Genomic DNA, 19,183 nt, shown 5'->3' on the forward strand with positions numbered 1-19,183 from the left:
AAGGAGACGATTTTCATGTGTGTAGGCTTGGCGGCACGTGTTGTGAAGGTAAATAAAGATATGGTATTGGTCGATGCGTCTGGGGCACGGCGTGAAGTGTCGGCCGAATTGCTTGACGAACTCGATCCCGGCGATTATGTCATGATTCATGCCGGGATGGCGATCGCCAAGATTACGGCAGATGATGAAGCTGAAACGACGGCTCTCTTGGAGGACTTATAATGGCCCGCCAGGCTTATGATATCGTGATCCGTTACGACGGCAAGCCGCTGCGGATCATGGAAGTGTGCGGCACGCATACGCATGAAATTTTCCGCCTCGGTATTCGGCAGCTCCTGCCGCCGGCGCTGGAATTGATTTCCGGTCCGGGCTGTCCGGTTTGCGTGACGCCGGTTTCCTTTATCGACGAAGCGATTTGGCTGGCGCTGGAACGGGGCGTTACGATTTGCACTTTCGGCGATTTAATCCGCGTACCGGGAACGCAGCTGAATCTGGCTGCTGCGCGCAGCTGCGGCGCTCGCATTGAACCCGTCTATGCGCCGCAAGATGCGGTGATGTATGCGGCGGCTCACGGCGAGGAAGAAGTCGTCTTTTTGGCCGTCGGTTTTGAGACGACGGCGCCGGCGGCCTGTCTTGCCGTGCAGCAGGCTGAAGCGGCGGGACTGACGAACTTTTCTCTGTTGACGGCGAATAAGACGATGCCCAACGCGTATCGTGCCATGGCCGGCAGCTGTGACGCCTTTATCTATCCCGGCCACGTTCATGCGGTCATCGGCACGGCGATTTGTGAGGAACTGGCGACACAGGGCATCTCCGGCGTAATCGCCGGTTTTACGGCGAAAGAACTGCTTACGGCGTTAGCGTATATCGTCGTCAAGAGCGGGGCCGGCGAGCCCTTCTTTCAAAACTGCTATCCCCGTGTCGTGCGACGTGAAGGCAGTCCGAAGGGACAGGCTATTATCGACGGCGTCATGGAACTGTGTGATACGGAATGGCGCGGTCTCGGCGTGATTCCGAGCTCGGGCCTGCAACTGCGCGCAGCCTACGCGGCGTACGACAGCCGCCTGAAGTTCGCTGTGCCAAAGCAGGCGGGCAAGGCGAATCCGGCCTGCCGCTGCGGCGACGTGCTGCAAGGTAAATGCAGGCCCGTCGATTGCCCCGTTTTCGGCAAGGCCTGCACGCCGGACCACGCCGTTGGCGCCTGCATGGTGTCGCACGAAGGGACGTGTGCGGCCTTTTATCAATACGGAGGAATTTAAATGGATACAGTAGTTACATTGGCTCACGGCGCCGGCGGCGCCAAGACGGCGGCGTTGATCGACAGTGTTTTTAAAGCTCATTTTTCGAATCCTGAATTTACCGGTGACGATGCGGCAATCCTGTCGATCGGACAGGAGAAGCTGGCGTTTACGACGGACGGCTTTATCGTTTCGCCGCCTGAATTCAAGGGCGGCAATATCGGCAAACTGAGTATCTGCGGCACCGTCAACGATCTCGCTTGCATGGGGGCTAAGCCCCTGTATCTTTCCTGTGCCTTCGTCATTGAAGAAGGATTTCCGCTGGCGAAGGTGGAAACGTACGCGGCGGCGATGGCGGAGACGGCTGCCGCGGCCGGCGTCCGCATCGTCGCCGGTGATACGAAGGTAGCCGGCAAAGGGCAGGTGGACAATCTCTTTATCACGACGACCGGCATCGGCGTCGTGCAGGACGGTATTCAAACGTCAGGATCGCTGGCTAAACCGGGTGATGCCGTTATTGTCAGCGGCGATGTCGGCCGCCATGGTTGTACGATTTTGTTGGCCCGCGATAAATACGGCATCAATGCCGAAGTCGACAGCGATTGCGCACCGTTGTGGCAGACCGTGGAGTCGCTCTTTGCCGTGACGAAAGACCTTCATGTTCTGCGCGATGCTACGCGCGGCGGCGTCGGTACGGTTCTTTACGAAATTGCCGGCCAGAGCCGCGTCGGTATCCGGCTCGACGGCTCTGCCGTTCCCGTGGCTCCGGCTGTCCGCGGCGTTTGCGGCATGCTCGGGTTGGAACCGCTTTATCTCGCCTGTGAAGGAAGATTGGTTATCATTGCACCGCAGGAACATGCCGCTACGCTTGTCGACGTGCTGCGGCAGGGGCCGTATTCGCAGCACGCCGCCGTCATCGGCACGGTAACTGCCGAATTCGCCGGGCAGGTAACAGTGACGACGGAAATCGGTGCGCAGACGCTGCTGCCGCCTCCCGGCGGAGAGCTGCTGCCGCGGATTTGCTGAAACGGGAGAGAACGATGATTTATGAAAACGAAATACATCCCGACGTTATTTCGCCTGTAGTGACGCCTGACGGTGCCGAAATACGGATTGGCGACGCGGCTTATCCGCGCCCTTTTCGGATCGGGCTGCAATATGCGTCGCCGGCGCGCGGCCATTGGACGATTGCCCACTCGCCGTTGCTCATTCCCGAATGCCACGAGATTTACGTCTGCTGCGCCTGCTGCCTGCATGGCGTCGTCCTTTCGGCCGACGAGGTGCCGGGCGGCGCTGCACGGTTTTCCATGGTGACCTTGACTAATGAAAATATCATTAAAGGAAATCTGGAAGAAATGATGATCGACGGCATTGCGCATATCATTGAAAATCTGCCGCACCGGCCCAAATGTGTCGAAGGGTTTACGAGCTGCATGCAGCATTTTATGCACATCGACCTGCACGTCGTTTACGGGGCGTTGCGGCGCCGTTTTCCCGATATCGATTTTATTGACGGCTACATGATTCCGACACTGCAACGCCGTTTTACGCCAGATGTCCTGGGACGGCGGCAGCTGCTGCGGGCCGTGACGAAACTGCCGCGCCGCCGGGCCGTCAATGTTATCGTCAATTACTATCCTGTCGATGCCGAAAATGAATTGACGGTCATGTTGCGCGGCAGCAAGTGGGAAATCCAAGATTTTGCCGCCTGCAAAACGTATGAACAGTATAAAAATCTGGGAAGCGCCGCGGCCAATCTTTATTTTTTGCCTAATGCGGCGGCGGCGGCGAAAGATCTGGAGCGCCGTCTCGGCCAGGAAGCGATTTACGTGCCTTATACGTATTCTTACGAAGAACTGCGGGCCAATTTGCGCCGCGTCGCCGAGCGTTTCGCGCTGGAATTGCCGGATACGGACGGCTATGAGCGGGCCATCGAGACGAAGGCGAAGGCATTGCTGGCGCGCGTCGGCAAGACGCCCGTCGCCATTGACTATACGGCGACGCCCAGACCGTTGAGCTTGGCCCGTTTTCTGCTTGACCGCGGTTTTTCCGTCTATGCCGTTTATCTCGACAGTATCAGTTGTGACGAAGAGGCTGATTTCCGGTACCTGCAAAGCGCTTATCCGCACCTGTCGCTGCGGTCGACGTCGCACTACAAGCGGCGGTTGTTGAAACGGGATGATAATGAACGGTACGGGAAGGTGTTGGCAATCGGGCAGATGGCGGCATATTTTACGAATACGCCGCATTTCGTCAATCTTATCGAAAACAGCGGTTTATATGGTTACGTCGGCATCTTGAAGCTTCTCGACCTGATCGGCGACGCCGGCGAAGAAACAAAAGATGTACGGTCCATTATTCAAATTAAAGCTTGGGGGTGTCGCGGGTGAAACAGGCACAGCGCGTGCTTTCTACGTATGCCGTCGACCTTTTCGGCATGACGTCGGCGCTTTTCGAGTTGGGCGGGCTGATCGTCATGCACGATGCGTCCGGGTGTAATTCGACATATAATACGCATGACGAGCCGCGATGGTACGATACGCCGAGCATGATCTATATTTCGGGTCTGCGTGAAATTGACGCGGTGCAAGGCGATGACAGCCGGCTCATCGACGATATTGCCGCTGCCGCGGCAGAGACGCGCCCGCAGTTCATCGCCATCGGCGGCAGTCCGATGCCCAACGCCATCGGTACGGATTTTCAAGGAATCGAAAAGGTGACGGAAAGGCGGACGGGGATTCCGACTTTCGGGTTCCGTACCGACGGTATTCACAGTTATCTGCCCGGCGCCGGCGAAGCGTATGTGGCCTATGCCAAACGGTTTCTCCGGGAGCCGACGAAGGCGCCGCAGCTGCCGGCGCGGCGCGTCAATCTTCTGGGACTGACGCCTCTGGATTTTTCCGTTGTCGGCAATGCGACGACGTTGAAAAAACTGCTTGCTGATCGGGGGCTGCTTCTGCAGTCGTCATGGTCTATGGGAGATGGTCCCGAGCGGTTGGCGCAGGCGGCTGATGCCGACGTCAATGCTGTCGTTTCAGCGACCGGTTTTTACTTGGCGCAATATATGCAAGAAGCATATGGCATCCCGTATGTCGTCGGCATTCCCGTCGGCGCTGCCGGTGAAGCGGCTTGGATTGCCGCACTGCAGCGCGGCGACACGGCGTATCTGACCGGACTCAGGGGAACGGAAAAGCGGCTGAAGGCGAAGCATGCCATGGCGGAGTTGAATGCCTGGAAGGCGGAGCAGGTGTATGACGACAGCCCTTGCGATCTGGTACTGATCGGCGAGCCCGTCTGGCTCCTGTCGCTGCGGCAGTTCCTGCGGCGGCGGCAGCCGTCGGCGTCGATCCGGCTCATTTGCCCTATGGCCGATGCGCCGTCGCTGCTCTTAACGGACATTGCCGTCGTCAGCGTCGAAGACGTGTTGCGCAGCGAATGCCGCAAAGGACGGCGTGTTATTGCCGATCCCATTTATAGCCGGCTCTTGCCGGAAGAAGCGGGAAAGTTCATCTCCTTTCCCCATGAAGCGTATTCGGGACGGCATTACCGTCGGGATATTCCCCTTTTCATCGGCAGCGCCATGGAGGCGTGGGCTGATGAAAAGAACTTGTAAGGGAGGACTCTGCAATGAGGAAAGTTGCCATTTACGGTAAAGGCGGCATCGGCAAGTCGACGACGACTGCCAACGTGGCGGCGGCGCTGGCGCTTCTGCAGCGGCAAGTCATTCAGATCGGCTGTGATCCGAAGGCCGATTCGACGCTTAATCTGCTTCACGGGGAGCCCGTCATGCCGGTTATGGACTATTATCGGAAGTATACGGCGGCGCCTGATTTCGATCATTTGGGAAAATACGGTTACGGCAACGTTTTTTGTATCGAAACGGGCGGGCCGACGCCGGGCCTCGGCTGTGCCGGCCGCGGCATTATTGCCACCTTCGATTTGCTCGAAGAACTCGAGGTTTTTGAGCGGATCCGGCCTGACGTGGTTCTCTACGATGTGCTTGGCGACGTCGTTTGCGGCGGCTTCTCGTCGCCTATTCGCGACGGCTACGCCAAGGAAATATTTATCGTCACATCCGGGGAAAAGATGTCCCTTTATGCGGCTGCCAATATCTATCGGGCCGTGCGGAATTTTCGCGACCGCGGCTATGCGCAAGTCAAGGGAATTATCCTCAATCGGCGCGACGTCGATGCCGAGTACGAGCGCGTTCGCGTCTTTGCCGACGCGTGCGGTGTTCCCATCGTTGCCGATATTCCGCGGAGCAAAGAGATTCAGTATTACGAAGACCGCGGCATGACCGTCGTCGAAGGAGACCGCACGCTGCCGGTCAGTCAGACGTATATGGATTTCGCCGCAACGTTGGTCGCCGATGACTGAGACGGGAAGGAGCGAGTTTGTGGAGAAGGAACAGGATCAACTGCGCCGCATACGACGGCTTCCGCTGGCTGTACAGCTGGCTACGGCAGGGCTTGACGGCGCCGCCTGTCTGGCCTACGTGGCCCGTCATTGCGCGGCGGACTGTCCAACTGCGCCGGTGACGTCGCAATGTTGCTCGTGGCAGGCGGACTTTACAGCGGCGGCGCCGCCGAAAAAGATCAATTTACTTGGCGTTATTTCGCCGGAACAGAGGCGGGACGCCGTGCGTTTTTTGCAGCGTCAGGGGTTTATCGTACATGGCGTATGGGGCTGCGGCGGCGATTTTGACGACCTTGTTCGAGCCGGGGCAGCGGCCGCCAATCTCGTCGTCACGGCGGCAGGCCTGCCGGCGGCCGCCGTTTTGCAGGAACGGTTCGGACAGCCTTATGTCGCCGCCGCGGCTTTGAACGACGCGGTGACGGCGGCGTTGAAACTCGCCGCTGCCGACGGGCGGTCCCGCTATCTGCCGGAAGAGGGGGAGTACGGATGGGATTAAATGATACGCCGTCAGGAGAGCGGCTGCATATCGGGTTTTTCGGTTGCCGCAATGCCGGCAAATCGAGCGTTGTCAACGCCGTAACGGGGCAGAATCTGGCGATTGTTTCCGAGACGAAGGGGACGACGACGGATCCCGTTTACAAGGCCATGGAACTCTTGCCGCTCGGGCCGGTCATGATCATCGATACGCCCGGCTTTGACGATACGGGCAAGCTAGGTGAACTGCGCGTGAAAAAGACGCGGCACGTGTTGAACAAGACGGATATCGCCGTCGTCATCGTCGACAGTACCGTCGGGTTGCGTCCTGTCGATGAGGAGATCATCGCTCTGATCGAAGCGAAAAAAATCCCATATCTGCTCGTTTGGAACAAGACCGATCTGCAAGCGCCGCACCTCGGCGGCGAGCGGGAACTGGCCGTCAGCGCCGCTACGGGCGCCGGTATTTGGGAATTAAAAGAACGCCTTGGCGCCACCGTGCCAAACAGTGAACGTGTGCCTATTGTGGCCGATCTGATTAAGCCGCACGATCTGGTGCTTCTCGTCGTACCCATCGATTCGGCGGCGCCGAAGGGCCGTCTGATCCTGCCGCAGCAGCAGACGATCCGTGAAGTCCTGGACAGTGACGCCGTCGTTGTCGTCGTCAAAGAAAACGAAGTCGCCGCGACGCTGACCCGTCTCGGCACGGCGCCGGCCTTAGTCATCACCGACAGTCAGGCCTTTCAAACGGTGGCGGCGCAGACGCCCGATTCGATCTTGCTGACGTCTTTTTCGATCCTTATGGCTCGGCATAAAGGACTGTTAGCCAGCGCCGTCCGCGGCGTGACGGCCGTCGAGACGCTGCATGATCACAGCAAGGTGCTGATTGCCGAAGGCTGTACGCATCATCGCCAATGCGATGACATCGGCACGGTGAAAATTCCGCGCTGGCTGCAGCGACATACCGGTGCGGCGATCACGTTCGAAACGGCGAGCGGTACGGAATTTCCCGACGATCTGTCCCCGTATGAGTTGATTATTCATTGCGGCAGTTGTATGCTTAATGAGCGGGAAGTGCAGTACCGCATGAAATGTGCGGCGGACCAAGGTGTAGCCATGACGAATTACGGGATTTTTATTGCCTACGTGACGGGGATCTTAAAGCGAAGCGTCCGTGTCTTTCCTGATGTATACAAGACGTTATGAGGTGATGCACGATGAATAAACTCGGATTGATCGGCGGCATCGGGCCGGAATCGACGGTGCTGTATTATAAAGAAATCGTTTCGGCTGTGCAACAGGCGGAGGGACGCCCTTTTTTTCCTAATTTGACGATCGAAAGTCTCAATGTTTTCAAGATTCTTTCGTATTGTTCGACGAAAGATTACTATGGCCTTATCGACTATGTCGGCAAAGGCATTGCCAATTTGGCCGGTGCCGGCGCCGATTTTGCCGCATTGACAGGCAATACGCCGCACCTCGTTTTCGACGAGCTGCAGCGCCGCTCGCCCATTCCCCTCGTCAGCAGCGTGGAAGTGACCTGTCAGGCTGCCGTGGCTGCCGGCATGAAGCAGGTCGCGCTCTTGGGGATGATTTTTACGATGGAAGAAGACTTCTTCAAAGCTCCCTTCCGTCGACACGGTATTCGTGTCGTCATTCCGACGGCAGAAGAACGGGGCTTTATGAAAGAAGCGATTGAAAAAGAACTGGAATTCGGCATCGTTCGTGAGGAAACGCAGGCAAAATTGGGCGACATTGCCCGGAGACTGGCGCGGCAAGAGGGAACGGAAGCCGTCATCTTAGGTTGTACGGAGCTGCCGCTGGCCTTTAAAGATGTCAGCAGCCCCGTACCGTATTTGGATACGATGCGGCTCCATATTGCCGAACTTGTTCGGCAGATATTAGCGGCGGAATCGTTAAAAAAGACAGTAGAGGAATAACCTCTACTGTCTTTTTCGGTCAGCCGCGATTTTGCAGCCGAGATAGAGTGCAACGGCGTCCTTGAACCGATGAGGGTCGTATCCGGTGGCATTTTTGATTTTTTGCAAATGATAGGTTAAGGTATTTTTATGAATAAAGAGCGAAGCGGCCGCTCCTTGCAGGGACAGATTATGTTCAAAATAGGCCATGAGATAACGCCGTTCTTTTTCACGGAGATTAGCGACGGTATTGGTCAGGTAACAGCGCCGCTGCGACTCGGAGAGGGAACCGATCAACAGCTCAAGCGTCAACGTTTCGTAGCGGCCGACAGCAAGCGCCGCCGGCAGAGACTGCAAGACGATCAGCGCTTCTTCGTAGGACTGCCTGACTTGTTCCAACTGGTGCGGCGTCCCGATCGCCAGCCGAATGATGCCTTTGTTTTCCTGCGCCAATTTTTTTAAGGCACGATGCCACGTTTGATAGCGAGACTCTTCGCTGAGCAAGATATAATGATTCGGATACTCCGCCAAGTAAAAGACCGTTCCCGTTTGCTTAAACGCCGCATATACCCGTTGTTCGATCATCGACAGATTGGCAGGATTGTAGTGATGATTCAATTCAATGAGAAGACAACGATACGGTTCTGTCAAGGACAGGCGTATGTAAGCGACGAGGAATTCGTGCGCCGGCAGCGGGCCGTGCAGCAAACTTTGAGCAATATAGCGTGTGTGGGTTCGTTCGGTATGTGCCTTTGCTTCCAACTCCTGCTCCCGTAAGATGAGCGTCGTGATTCGCTGGGCCAAGTAGGCATACCGCCGCACCTTTTCCGGCGCACCGGTGATGCCGATGACGGCGATCAGCTTGCCGTGATAGGTGAAAGGAAGATTGACGCCGCAGTGAGTGCCGTAAAATACATTTTCCTCCGTAACTTCAATGGCCGTTCCTTCTTTGGCGACGGTGTGGCCGATTTCGTGGTACGTGCCGACGCGCTTCGCATCGGTACTGGCGTAAATTATTCCGTCAGGGCTGATATAGTTTGCATCGTAGGTGCAGGTGTCCTTGACGGTGTCGACGATCTGTTGAGCTAAGCGCCGGCTGATATGATTGGATAGCATTGCAGTTTCCTCTTGGTTTTTATCATTTTTATATTAGTCTATAGACTGATATATGTATTATATTACACCGTATAATTGGTCTTAACAACATATACAAGAGGATAAGAAGAACAGTATGATAAAGACAACAGGCCATACCATCAATAAGGAGGTTTGCCATGAAAACAGTAATAGCGATCGATTCATTAAAAGGGAGTCTGTCGTCATTGGAAGCGGGCGATGCCATTCGAACGGCTATTTGCCGCGTGCAACAAAATGCCGATGTCGTGATCAGGCCCTTGGCTGACGGCGGTGAAGGTACGGTGGAGGCCTTAACGCACGGCATGGGCGGCGCGCTGCAGACCGTCTCCGTTACCGGTCCTTTAGGCGAACCGGTCCGGGCCGTGTACGGCATCGTTCGCGGCGATACGGCGGTGATCGAAATGTCGGCTGCCGCCGGTCTTACTTTGGTTGACGCCGCTAAGCGGAATCCGCTGTATACGACGACATATGGCGTCGGAGAATTAATTCGCCATGCCATTGGACAGGGCTGTCGCCGTTTTATCGTCGGCATCGGCGGCTCGGCGACGAATGACGGCGGCGTGGGCATGTTGCAGGCCTTGGGCTACGGCATGCTCGATCATGAGGGACGGCAGGTCCCCTTCGGCGCTATGGGCGTCAAAGAGTTGGCAACGATTACGCAGGATGAAGTACTGCCGGAACTGCGTGACTGCACTTTCCGCATTGCCTGTGACGTGACCAATCCGCTGTGCGGCACAGCCGGCTGCAGCGCCGTCTTCGGACCGCAGAAGGGAGCGACGCCGGCGATGATCACGGCGATGGACGGCTGGCTGAAACAATACGCCGCGTTAGCCGGTCGGTCTTTTAGCCGGGCCGATCCGCAACGATCGGGAACGGGCGCTGCCGGCGGATTAGGTTTTGCTTTTCTGACCTTTACCAATGCCGTACTTGAATCGGGTATACAGATTGTTTTAGATGAAACGCGTCTGGAAGATTACGTGAAGACTGCCGATTTGGTCATTACTGGCGAAGGCCGCATTGACGGCCAGACCGTCATGGGCAAGGCTCCGATCGGCGTTGCTGCCATGGCGAAAAAATACGGTAAGCCTGTCGTCGCCTTTGCCGGCTGCGTTACGCCGGCTGCGAAGACCTGCAATGAGCACGGCATCGACGCCTATTTCCCGATCCTGCAGCGAACGGAATCGCTGGCGGAGTGCCTCAAGCCGGAAACGGCGCGGCAAAATATGATCGATACGGTGGAACAAGTCTTTCGCCTGTTGGCGACGGCCATACATACCATTTAAGCATTTCTCATGGCCTTGGAGGCGACGAAACCGGCCCGGTGCGAGATCGTGGATTATCTTGCGCCGGGCCGGCGGTCTTTTCGTATTTACAAATACGGCGGCAATCGGTATGATAGAAAACATCAGTAGGAAAGGAGTGGTGATGATGGGACCGTTCATGGCCGGTATTTTTTTGTTGGTCAAACAACGGGAGATGATTCGGACGGGCGTACGGCTAATCGCCAAGTTCGCCTTTCTCCTATACCTGCTTTACGGAGCCGTCGCCTGGTTTTACGGCGGCATAGAACGGGAACGAAGGCGTCTTTCTTTAGTCCATACCTTGGTTGCCGTAGCGACTGCGTCGGGGTTTTCCTTCGGTATCGGCCGCTTTTGGCCGCGGCCGCGCCCTTTCGTGACGCGGCGAAAGAAAGCTTGGATAACGCATAAAGACAATCCGTCATTTCCCAGCAATCATACCATGAACGGCGCCGTCGTTACGGCTGCGGCCTTTCACTGCCACAGTCAGGCGGCGCCGTTTTTAGCGATCGTCACGCTGGTCATAGGACTGAGCCGCGTGGCCTGCCGTCTCCATTATGTGTCAGATTTGATTGGCGGTATCGCTGTAGGGCTCTTCAGTTATGCCTTTACCGTATCTTTTGCGCCGTTTCAGCGGTTTTCCAAGTGTCTTCTGCACTTCTTGGCTTACGTTACGGACGATCTTGCGCCCGCTTTTCTGCAACGGCGCCGGTCCGATCGGTAACAGCGTTACGACTGCACCGTGACTTCAGGATTTTTTTCTCCGAACTTGGCTAACAATGCGGCGATGATCTCCGCGCGGTCGTCGCCCTTTTTTTCGCTGTTTTTAATCAGCTTGTAGGCTTGGAAGAGCGGGGACGGGCCGATTTCGGAGCTGAAAAAACCGATGCCCTGATTCCAGGCGAGAAGCTCGAAAACATCGTCTAGCGCCGCCGAATCAAGGCCGTGAACATACGCTTTGACGAGCTCCCGCGTCGCTTGGCGGATGCGTCCGGCGCCGACGGCATTGGCCAGCGAAAGCAAAAGGCGCATTTCGTACGATAAGCTGCGTTTCGCGTCATTCCACGTGAGATCCCAGAAGTCAACGGCGATTTTGCCGAGGCCTTCGTCAATCAGGGGATAGTTCAGCAGGGCCAGAGGCCGGAACGGCGGCGCTGCCGACTCGCTTACCTTCGTGCGGCAGAAGTACGTGTGGAATTCGGTTTCGCCTGTTTGTTCGGTGTGGTATTCAAACCCCATCGCTGCCAGGGATTCATAGAGAGGGCGAGGTTCAAAAGTCTGAATGATGGTCAGCCCTTCCCCTTCTTTTAAAGCCGCGGCCTGTTTTTGCAGGCCCGGAAAGAAGTTTCCTTGTACGTGGCGGACGTCGATCGTCTTGAATGTATTCATTTTATCTTGCCAGTTTTCAAATGCCATAAAAATCATCCTTTCGTTTTTTGGAAAGCAGATACATTTCCTTACGCGATTAGTATACGAAAGGGAAGCTGTTTTTTCTGTAACATAAGTTACAAAATAACAAAAGACTGCCGGAATTATATTCCGGCAGTCTTTTGTCAAATATACGCTGCCAATTTTTCCTGTTGTAAAACGGTGATGCTGTTTTTTTGGCAGGAGATAATCCCTTCTGCAGCCATCCGTCCCAATTCACGGGACAGTGACGGCCTGGCCACGTTCAGGTAGGCGGCCAGTTCTTCCCGCGTCAGCGAAAGCGGCAATGTAGAACCTGTCAATGGCTGGCTCAGGATGAAACGAGCCAGTTTTTCACGCAGTGTAGTGCTGCTGAGGATCATCAGCTTGCGGCTCATCATGTACGCTTTTTGCGCGAAAATTGTCAGCAAATTTTGTTGCAGTACGGCCGTAATGGCCTGAACAGACGGATCCGGATCGTGAAAGATCGCCTGATTGATGGCAAGGATCGCGGTGTTTTCGGCGGCGACGGCATTTTTGTCATACGTCGGCTGTCTCATGAATGCATAGATTTCGCCGATCAGATCGCCCGGCTCCGTAATGTGTGCAAAAACCATCTGTTTTCCTGACGGCGTATCTTTGGCGATCAAAACGGCGCCTTGCAGCAGCAGGAGCATGCTGTCCGGCACGTCTCCTTCCCAAAAAATGCGCTCACTGGCGGCATAGGTGCGGACACGGCTGTAGCGGTTGCAACGTAACGTTTCGCGCTGCGACGGCGATAAGGTGCGGCAGAGGGCGCAATGTTCGGGAATTTGCCCTGCCGGCGGCATCAGTGTTTCTGGAGAAAGGCGTCGAATCCGGCATAGACGGCGCTATCCCCGAGTTCTTCTTCAATGCGCAAGAGTTGATTGTATTTGGCGACGCGTTCGCTTCGATTCGGCGCGCCGGTTTTGATCTGGTCGGCATTCAAGGCGACGGCGAGATCGGCAATCGTCGTATCTTCCGTTTCGCCGGAACGATGGGAAACGATGGCTGTGAAACCGGCGTGGTGAGCCATTTTGATGGCATCGAGCGTTTCGGTAACGGAACCGATCTGGTTTAATTTGATCAGGATCGAGTTGGCGCTGCCGTTGGCAATGCCCTTGCCGAGGCGTTCCGTGTTGGTGACGAAGAGATCGTCGCCGACGAGCTGTACTTTATCGCCTAAAGTGGCCGTCATTTCTTTCCAGCCGTCCCAGTCTTCTTCATCGAGACCATCTTCAATGGAGTAGATCGGGTATTTTTCAACGAGTGATTTCCAATGGGCAATCAATTCGCCGGACGTATATTTGGTGCCTGCCTTCGGCAGAATATATTCGCCGACGTTAGCGCTTTTCCATTCGCTGGATGCGGCATCGATGGCCAGGACGAAATCTTCGCCCGGCGTGTAGCCCGCTTTTTCGATGGCGTCGAGAATATAACGGATCGCTTCTTCATCGCTGCCGAGGTCGGGCGCAAAGCCGCCTTCGTCACCGACGGAAGTAGCTAAGCCGTTCGCTTTCAGCAGAGTGGCCAAGGCGTGGAAGACTTCGGTGCACCAACGGAGTCCTTCGCGGAAGGAAAGGGCGCCGACAGGCATGATCATAAATTCCTGTACGTCTACCGTGTTTGCGGCATGGGCGCCGCCGTTGAGGATATTCATCATCGGCACGGGCAGGCGATTGCCGGCGACTCCGCCGAGATAACGGTATAACGGAATGTTCAGCGCATTGGCGGCCGCTTTGGCGCAGGCGATGGAGACGGCGAGGATAGCGTTTGCGCCGAGCTTCGATTTATCCTTCGTATCGTCGGCTTCCCTCATGATGCGGTCAATGCCGTACATGTCAAACGGATCGGCGCCGAGAAGCGCGTCGTTGATAACGGTATTGATGTTTTCGACGGCAGTCAGCACTCCTTTGCCGCCGAAGCGGCTCTTGTCGCCGTCGCGCAGTTCTAAGGCTTCAAACTGTCCCGTCGAAGCGCCGCTCGGCGCCGTGCCTCTGCCGACGGTGCCGTCGGTCAGGACGACTTCGGCTTCCACTGTCGGATTTCCGCGGGAATCGATAATTTCACGGCCGTAAACAGCTTCAATTTTAATCATTTCCATTAGCATCTACTTCCTTTCGTTTTAACCCTTCGCTTATGCGGCGGCGCAATGTCGGAATCTGTGTCTTTTCCACCTGTTTGCCGGCGTACACGAAGGTTACGTTACCTGTTTTCAGGCAGGCGTGTACAGTGTTGATGAAATCAGGGAGATCTGGCTGTTCGTCCAATTCACGATTATAGGAGACAATGAATTCTTCGTAGCCTATTTCGCCGTTGTGATAAGCTTTGCGCAGCGTCGTTGACGGCGTGACGGCTTTCGCCCAAATGGCGATTGCCGCCCTTTCCTTCGATAAACCGCGCGGCCAGAGGCGATCGACGAGAATACGGCAGCCGTCTTCGGCTGTCGCTTCTTCGTAAACGCGCTTCCAATGAATTGTTCCCATCCGGCATACCTTCTTTCGTTTTTAAGTATATATGAAATCCGTCGATCTAGCTACCGGTCAAATGATAAATTATTGTATAAAATCATAAAAAAACAAGAAAAGACGAACTGATGAAAGTCAGTTCGTCTTTTCCGGCAAAGCATTATTTTTCTTCAGCCGTAAATTTTGTCGAGACGACGTGGTGAATGAAATATACGATGGAAAGGACAAAGGCGAGCAGACCGAGCATATCGGCTGTGCTGCTGAAGTCTTTGCCGACGAGGGCAAGGGGATCTTCGCTGCCGCCAGAGGTAATGGAGATGACGATGACGATGGCGATAATGACGCCGATCAAGCTTTCGCCGACGATCAGGCCGGAGGCGAAAAGGACACCGCGATGCGTGCAGGCATCAACATCTTCTTTTTCGTGACCAGGACTGCGTTGTGCCGCGCGGGTATGGAGATGCCGGTTCAGAAAATAACCGATGACGGAGCCGATGACCAGGGGAATTTCCAAGGTCGGCGGCAGGTAGATGCCCATGCCGACGGCAAGGGGCGGCAACGCGAGGGATTTGGTATTGCTCTTTAACAGCATATCAACAATGATGACGGCGATACCGACACCGATACCGAAGAGAATATATGTCCAGTCAAGACTGGAATCGAAGATGCCTTGTGCGATAGTGGTCATCAAGGTTGCCTGCGGTGCAGCCAGCGCTTGCGACGGATCCATGGTGGCGCGGGGCAGGGCGCCGGTGAAGCCGTAAGCCTGATAGAGCAGATTGAGAACAGGCGCGATGGCGAAAGCGCCGATGATGGAGCCGAGAATCAAGGCCACCTGCTGTTTCCACGGCGTTGCGCCGACGATATAGCCCGTCTTCAAATCTTGCAGGTTGTCGTTGGAAATAGCGGCGACGCTGACGATGACGCTGGTAATGAAAATGGCCAGTGCCGTTGCGAATTTCGTTCCTTCTGCCGTTTCAAAGACCCCGAAGGATGAACCGATGCCCAAGACGACGAGGGACGAAACGATGATACCGAGGATACCGATGCCGGAGATCGGGCTGGCAGACGTACCTATCAAGCCGGCCATGTAGCCGCAGGCGGCGGCGACGAAGAAGCCCATGAGCATGGCGACGAGGATACCGACGACAATGTAGACGATCGTGACGGTAGTCGGCAGGCCGGCGGAGCCGACGAAGCTCCAGAAGGTGATCAAAAGACCGATGACGATGGCCAGGAAAACGAGACCGACAGATTTTGGCGTCATGTCGATATCGGTATGGTGAAGCAGCTGTTTTTCTTCCGTATCGTTGGAGCGGATCGCGTCAATCGACATCTTGATGCCGTCAATTACGGGTTTCAGAAGGCGAAGTAAGGTCCAAATAGCGGCGATACCGATGCAACCGGCGCCGATGAAGCGGACTTTTTGGGCCCAGACGGCTTTGGCGAAAGCGGCGGCGGCCTGACCGTCGGCCGGGGTGAGAACGCTCGTCAAATAAGGAACGAAGACGACCCAAGCCAGCAGTGTACCGACTAAGATGGCGATACCGCTGGCGATGCCGATCAGATAGCCGGCGCCGAGCAGAGCCATGGAGAAGCCGAGGGGAAGCTGTGTAGTCGCTTTACCGATTTGGATCCAATGGCTGAATTCGGATGAAAAAATGTGGAAGCCGTTGGCGCAGAGGCTGAAGAGACCGGCCAGTCCCGTACCTTTTAGAATATCCTTCATACCGGTTTCTTTTTTCTGAGCAGCGTCATCCTCTTTGCTTGCACGGGAATCACTGCCGACTTTCAGAATTTCCGCAGCGGCCAGGCCTTCCGGATAAGGCAGATCGCTGTTGACGACCATGGCGCGGCGCAGGGGAATGGTGAAGAGCACCCCTAAAGAGCCGCCGCAGGCGCAAAGCAAGAGGGTCTGCAAAAAGGGAAACCCTTGCCAGTAACCGAGCATTAAGAGACCTGGCAAAATAAAGATAATTGCCGATAGCGTGCCGGCAGCTGAAGCCTGTGTCTGTACCATGTTGTTTTCCAAAATATTGGAATCCTTGAACATGCGCAGGATGGCCATGGAGATGACGGCCGCCGGAATGGATGACGAGAAGGTCAGGCCGACTTTCAGGCCTAAGTACACATTAGAAGCCGTAAAGATGACGGTGATCAGCATGCCGAGAAACATGCCGCGGAACGTCAACTCCGGCAATGTGGGATAAGTCGTTCCCGTCACGTTGGGTTGAGAATTCATAACGTTTTCCTCCTTTTGAAAAGTATTGTAAAATGATAATAATATTGACAAACAATAATACCACACTATAGTATACACTGTCTTTGCAAATATGTCATTTTAAAATGGATAAATTGTAAATCATCTATTGGCCTTTTTGGGATAGATATCCGGCGTACGGGGATATTGTTATGCAGGAGATGAAGTAAACGTGGTATAATATAAAAAACGTGCATTCCGAAAAGGAGGGTATATTCAATGGAAGATAACGTGATTATGGAAGGAATCTTAAAGGAGTTTGAAGGCTTGGCAAAGCATCCTCGTCCGTCGCGCCATGAAGAAGAAGTCAGCAATTATATCATGGAACGTTTGGCCGAGCTCGGCATCCAAGGACGGCAGGATGAGGTATTCAATATCATCGCCGATGTGCCTGCGACGAAGGGAAAAGAAGCTGTGCCGCTGACCATTCTGCAAGGCCATATGGACATGGTCTGTGTCGCTAAACCGGGCGTTGCTTACGATCCGCTGAAAGATCCGATTCGGCTGAAGCTCGACGGTACCGTTCTTTCCGCCGACGGCACGAGTCTCGGGGCCGATGACGGCATGGCGATCGCTATCGCACTTTTTTTAATTCAACAAGATATTGAACACGGGCCGCTCCGCTTGATTTTTACTGTTGATGAAGAAACGGGTATGACGGGAGCCATTCATTTGGATCCTCGATACGTTGCCGATGCCACCTATGTTATTAATTGCGATTCCGAATCGCTTGACGTTATCGCCGTCGGTTCCGCCGGCAGCGTTCACACCCACTTCTGCCGCAGCCTTACGAGAGAGGCCGTTGCCGGCAATACGGCGCTGACGGTCAAAGCGGCCGATTTTCTCGGCGGCCACTCAGGCGAAACGATCAACCGCGGCAAGAGTAATGCCGTTAAAGCCGTTGCCGCCGTATTGCAACGGTTGGCGGCGGCCGGTATTGATTACCGCCTGGCTGAGATCACCGGCGGCGTTGCCGCCAACGCAATTCCGGAAGAAGCGGCGGCCGTCATTGTTCTCGATCAAAGCGATGTAGCTGCCGCCATGCGGGCTGCTGTCGAAGAAGAGAAGGAAATCGCGACAGTCTACGGTGCCGTTGAAAAGAAGGCGACCGTTCATGCCGCACCTTGTGCGTTACCGGCAGATACCTTTTCGGCAGCCGACACAAAGGCTGTCGTCGATTTGATTACCTTATTGCATTGCGGCGTGTTTGCCATGAACCAGCAGTTGCCGACGTTGCCGGATTTGTCGGCAAGTCTCGGAACGATCAGGACGGAGAAAGACACGGTGAAGATCCAATATTTCCCCCGGTCCTCTGCCGATGCGCGGCTCCTTGAATTTGCTAGGACGCTGCCGGTTCTGGCCCGACTGACCGGTTTTTCCGTCGACATGGAACAGCCGGAACCGGCCTGGACGGCTAACCCGCAGAGTACGCTGACTCCGTTGATGGCAGCTTCTTTCCGCAGCGTTACCGGCAGGGAGGCGCGGATCGAAGCGATGCACGGCGGTTTAGAAACGGGGTATCTGTTCGCTATGAATCCGAAGCTTGACATCGTTTCCGTTGGGCCGACGACACATGCCATTCACAGCGCCGATGAATCGGTTGAACTGGATACGGCGGCGACACTCGTCCGTATTATTATCGATATACTCGGAAAGTTGAAATAAATTCTCGAATAAGTGGAGTCTAGAACGGTTTTGTAAAATTTTTGCAAGTGGTATTCATCTGGTATTAAATATAGTGCCAGATGAAAGAGGTGATACAAACGTGGTATTTATCACGTTTGTATCACCTCTTTGCTTGTTGGCCTCTTTTTTCCATTCTCAAAATGAGAGTGTATCTATTGCTTGCGAAATGGCTCTCATATACAATGGGCATATAAAGCAGAAAAATGTTAAAAGATGCACTAAAAAAGTATATTATTGATACTTTGTTTAATGCTCGGTACACATTTTTTATGTGATGTTCATATAACACATGAGAGGGTGAGTTTTTATGTCAAGCAAGAAAGTTTTTAAAACGATGGATGGGAATGAAGCGGCTGCCTATATTGCCTATGCATTTACGGAACTGGCTTCCATTTTCCCGATTACACCGTCGTCGCCGATGGCTGAACATGTCGATGAATGGGCAGCTCACGGCCGCAAGAATTTATTCGGAACAACTGTGCAGGTGCAGGAAATGCAGTCTGAAAAAGGCGCTGCCGGCGCTATGCACGGCGCGTTGAACACCGGCTCCCTGACGACGACCTTTACCTCCTCGCAGGGCATGATGATCATGCTTTCGAACATGTTCAAAGTTACCAGTGAACTTCTCCCCGGCGTTTTCCATGTTGCTTCCCGTACTGTTGCCACGAACGGGTATACCATTTTTGCCGGCCATGACGACGTTATGGCTATGCGCGGTACAGGCATCAGCATCATGGCTGAATCCAGCGTACAGGAAGTTATGGATCTGGCGGCAGTTGTTCATGCTACGGCTATTTCCTGCCGTGTGCCGATTTTGAATTTCTTCGATGGGTTCCGTACGTCCCATGAAGTGCAAAAG

General features: G+C 54.8%; 18 protein-coding genes and 1 pseudogene. 13 read left to right on the forward strand and 6 right to left on the reverse strand.

Annotation, left to right across the window (positions count from 1 at the left end; genetic code table 11):
- The first annotated feature begins 15 nt into the window (after window positions 1–15).
- The 9 genes from HMPREF1250_RS07400 to HMPREF1250_RS07440 are packed head-to-tail and all read left to right on the forward strand — an operon-like array spanning window position 16 to window position 8,068.
- On the forward strand, window positions 16–222 hold the full coding sequence (locus HMPREF1250_RS07400) for a HypC/HybG/HupF family hydrogenase formation chaperone (protein ID WP_023053992.1): 207 nt from the start codon (window positions 16–18) through the stop codon (window positions 220–222).
- Window positions 222–1,259 (forward strand): hydrogenase formation protein HypD, encoded by a 1,038-nt coding sequence (hypD, locus tag HMPREF1250_RS07405; protein ID WP_023053910.1) that lies wholly within the window; start codon window positions 222–224, stop codon window positions 1,257–1,259. Before HMPREF1250_RS07400 ends, hypD begins: the two co-directional genes overlap by 1 nt.
- Entirely contained in the window at window positions 1,260–2,264 is a 1,005-nt protein-coding gene (hypE, locus tag HMPREF1250_RS07410) for a hydrogenase expression/formation protein HypE (RefSeq protein WP_023054008.1), read from the forward strand.
- A 14-nt stretch (window positions 2,265–2,278) separates the two neighbouring features.
- Window positions 2,279–3,628 (forward strand): nitrogenase component 1, encoded by a 1,350-nt coding sequence (locus tag HMPREF1250_RS07415; protein WP_023053972.1) that lies wholly within the window; start codon window positions 2,279–2,281, stop codon window positions 3,626–3,628.
- Window positions 3,625–4,851 carry a nitrogenase component 1 gene (locus HMPREF1250_RS07420; protein ID WP_023053999.1) on the forward strand — a complete coding sequence of 409 codons (1,227 nt, stop codon included), beginning with the start codon at window positions 3,625–3,627 and terminating at the stop codon, window positions 4,849–4,851. The genes HMPREF1250_RS07415 and HMPREF1250_RS07420 overlap by 4 nt, the downstream gene beginning before the upstream one ends.
- Window positions 4,852–4,865: 14 nt before the next feature.
- The gene (locus HMPREF1250_RS07425; RefSeq protein WP_023053938.1) at window positions 4,866–5,615 is read left to right on the forward strand and encodes an AAA family ATPase; all 750 of its coding nucleotides are present in this window, start codon (window positions 4,866–4,868) and stop codon (window positions 5,613–5,615) included.
- Between the two features lie 19 nt (window positions 5,616–5,634).
- A complete protein-coding gene (locus HMPREF1250_RS07430; protein ID WP_023053993.1) occupies window positions 5,635–6,150 on the forward strand; it encodes an oxidoreductase nitrogenase component 1 domain protein in 516 nt (171 codons plus the stop codon).
- Entirely contained in the window at window positions 6,141–7,334 is a 1,194-nt protein-coding gene (gene hydF, locus HMPREF1250_RS07435; protein WP_023053941.1) for a [FeFe] hydrogenase H-cluster maturation GTPase HydF, read from the forward strand. The genes HMPREF1250_RS07430 and hydF overlap by 10 nt, the downstream gene beginning before the upstream one ends.
- Before the next feature lie 11 nt (window positions 7,335–7,345).
- Window positions 7,346–8,068 (forward strand): aspartate/glutamate racemase family protein, encoded by a 723-nt coding sequence (locus tag HMPREF1250_RS07440; protein ID WP_023053920.1) that lies wholly within the window; start codon window positions 7,346–7,348, stop codon window positions 8,066–8,068.
- Window positions 8,069–8,071: 3 nt separating this feature from the next.
- On the opposite strand, the gene HMPREF1250_RS07445 is transcribed toward HMPREF1250_RS07440, so the two are convergent.
- Window positions 8,072–9,163 (reverse strand): CdaR family transcriptional regulator, encoded by a 1,092-nt coding sequence (locus HMPREF1250_RS07445; protein ID WP_023054052.1) that lies wholly within the window; start codon window positions 9,161–9,163, stop codon window positions 8,072–8,074.
- 158 nt (window positions 9,164–9,321) lie between these two features.
- Here HMPREF1250_RS07445 and HMPREF1250_RS07450 point away from each other — a divergent pair, with 158 nt between their 5' ends.
- Together HMPREF1250_RS07450 and HMPREF1250_RS07455 are read left to right on the forward strand one after the other, a co-directional pair.
- The gene (locus HMPREF1250_RS07450; protein ID WP_023053914.1) at window positions 9,322–10,467 is read left to right on the forward strand and encodes a glycerate kinase; all 1,146 of its coding nucleotides are present in this window, start codon (window positions 9,322–9,324) and stop codon (window positions 10,465–10,467) included.
- 142 nt (window positions 10,468–10,609) lie between these two features.
- Window positions 10,610–11,206 (forward strand): phosphatase PAP2 family protein, encoded by a 597-nt coding sequence (locus HMPREF1250_RS07455; RefSeq protein ID WP_023054056.1) that lies wholly within the window; start codon window positions 10,610–10,612, stop codon window positions 11,204–11,206.
- A gap of 5 nt (window positions 11,207–11,211) precedes the next feature.
- On the opposite strand, the gene HMPREF1250_RS07460 is transcribed toward HMPREF1250_RS07455, so the two are convergent.
- The 5 genes from HMPREF1250_RS07460 to HMPREF1250_RS07480 all read right to left on the reverse strand — a co-directional run bounded on the left by HMPREF1250_RS07460 (window position 11,212) and on the right by HMPREF1250_RS07480 (window position 16,620).
- A complete protein-coding gene (locus tag HMPREF1250_RS07460; RefSeq protein WP_023053954.1) occupies window positions 11,212–11,898 on the reverse strand; it encodes a DUF2249 domain-containing protein in 687 nt (228 codons plus the stop codon).
- Between the two features lie 137 nt (window positions 11,899–12,035).
- A complete protein-coding gene (locus HMPREF1250_RS07465) occupies window positions 12,036–12,719 on the reverse strand; it encodes a Crp/Fnr family transcriptional regulator (RefSeq protein ID WP_023054002.1) in 684 nt (227 codons plus the stop codon).
- Window positions 12,719–14,014, reverse strand: coding sequence for a phosphopyruvate hydratase (gene eno, locus HMPREF1250_RS07470; RefSeq protein WP_023053930.1), 1,296 nt, complete (start codon window positions 14,012–14,014; stop codon window positions 12,719–12,721). The genes HMPREF1250_RS07465 and eno overlap by 1 nt, the downstream gene beginning before the upstream one ends.
- On the reverse strand, window positions 14,001–14,396 hold the full coding sequence (locus tag HMPREF1250_RS07475; RefSeq protein WP_023053966.1) for a DUF488 domain-containing protein: 396 nt from the start codon (window positions 14,394–14,396) through the stop codon (window positions 14,001–14,003). Before HMPREF1250_RS07475 ends, eno begins: the two co-directional genes overlap by 14 nt.
- A gap of 142 nt (window positions 14,397–14,538) precedes the next feature.
- Window positions 14,539–16,620, reverse strand: a complete 2,082-nt coding sequence (locus tag HMPREF1250_RS07480; RefSeq protein ID WP_023053919.1) for an OPT family oligopeptide transporter — start codon at window positions 16,618–16,620, stop codon at window positions 14,539–14,541.
- 237 nt (window positions 16,621–16,857) lie between these two features.
- Between HMPREF1250_RS07480 and pepD the strand changes: the two genes are divergently transcribed.
- Together pepD and HMPREF1250_RS07490 are read left to right on the forward strand one after the other, a co-directional pair.
- Complete coding sequence (gene pepD / locus HMPREF1250_RS07485; RefSeq protein ID WP_023053937.1) at window positions 16,858–18,303, forward strand: beta-Ala-His dipeptidase; 1,446 nt, start codon at window positions 16,858–16,860, stop codon at window positions 18,301–18,303.
- Between the two features lie 328 nt (window positions 18,304–18,631).
- Window positions 18,632–19,183 (forward strand): annotated as a pseudogene (locus HMPREF1250_RS07490) (pyruvate:ferredoxin (flavodoxin) oxidoreductase); the annotation flags it as partial.

This window comes from Megasphaera vaginalis (ex Srinivasan et al. 2021), from assembly GCF_000478965.1.
Lineage (GTDB): Bacteria > Bacillota > Negativicutes > Veillonellales > Megasphaeraceae > Megasphaera > Megasphaera vaginalis.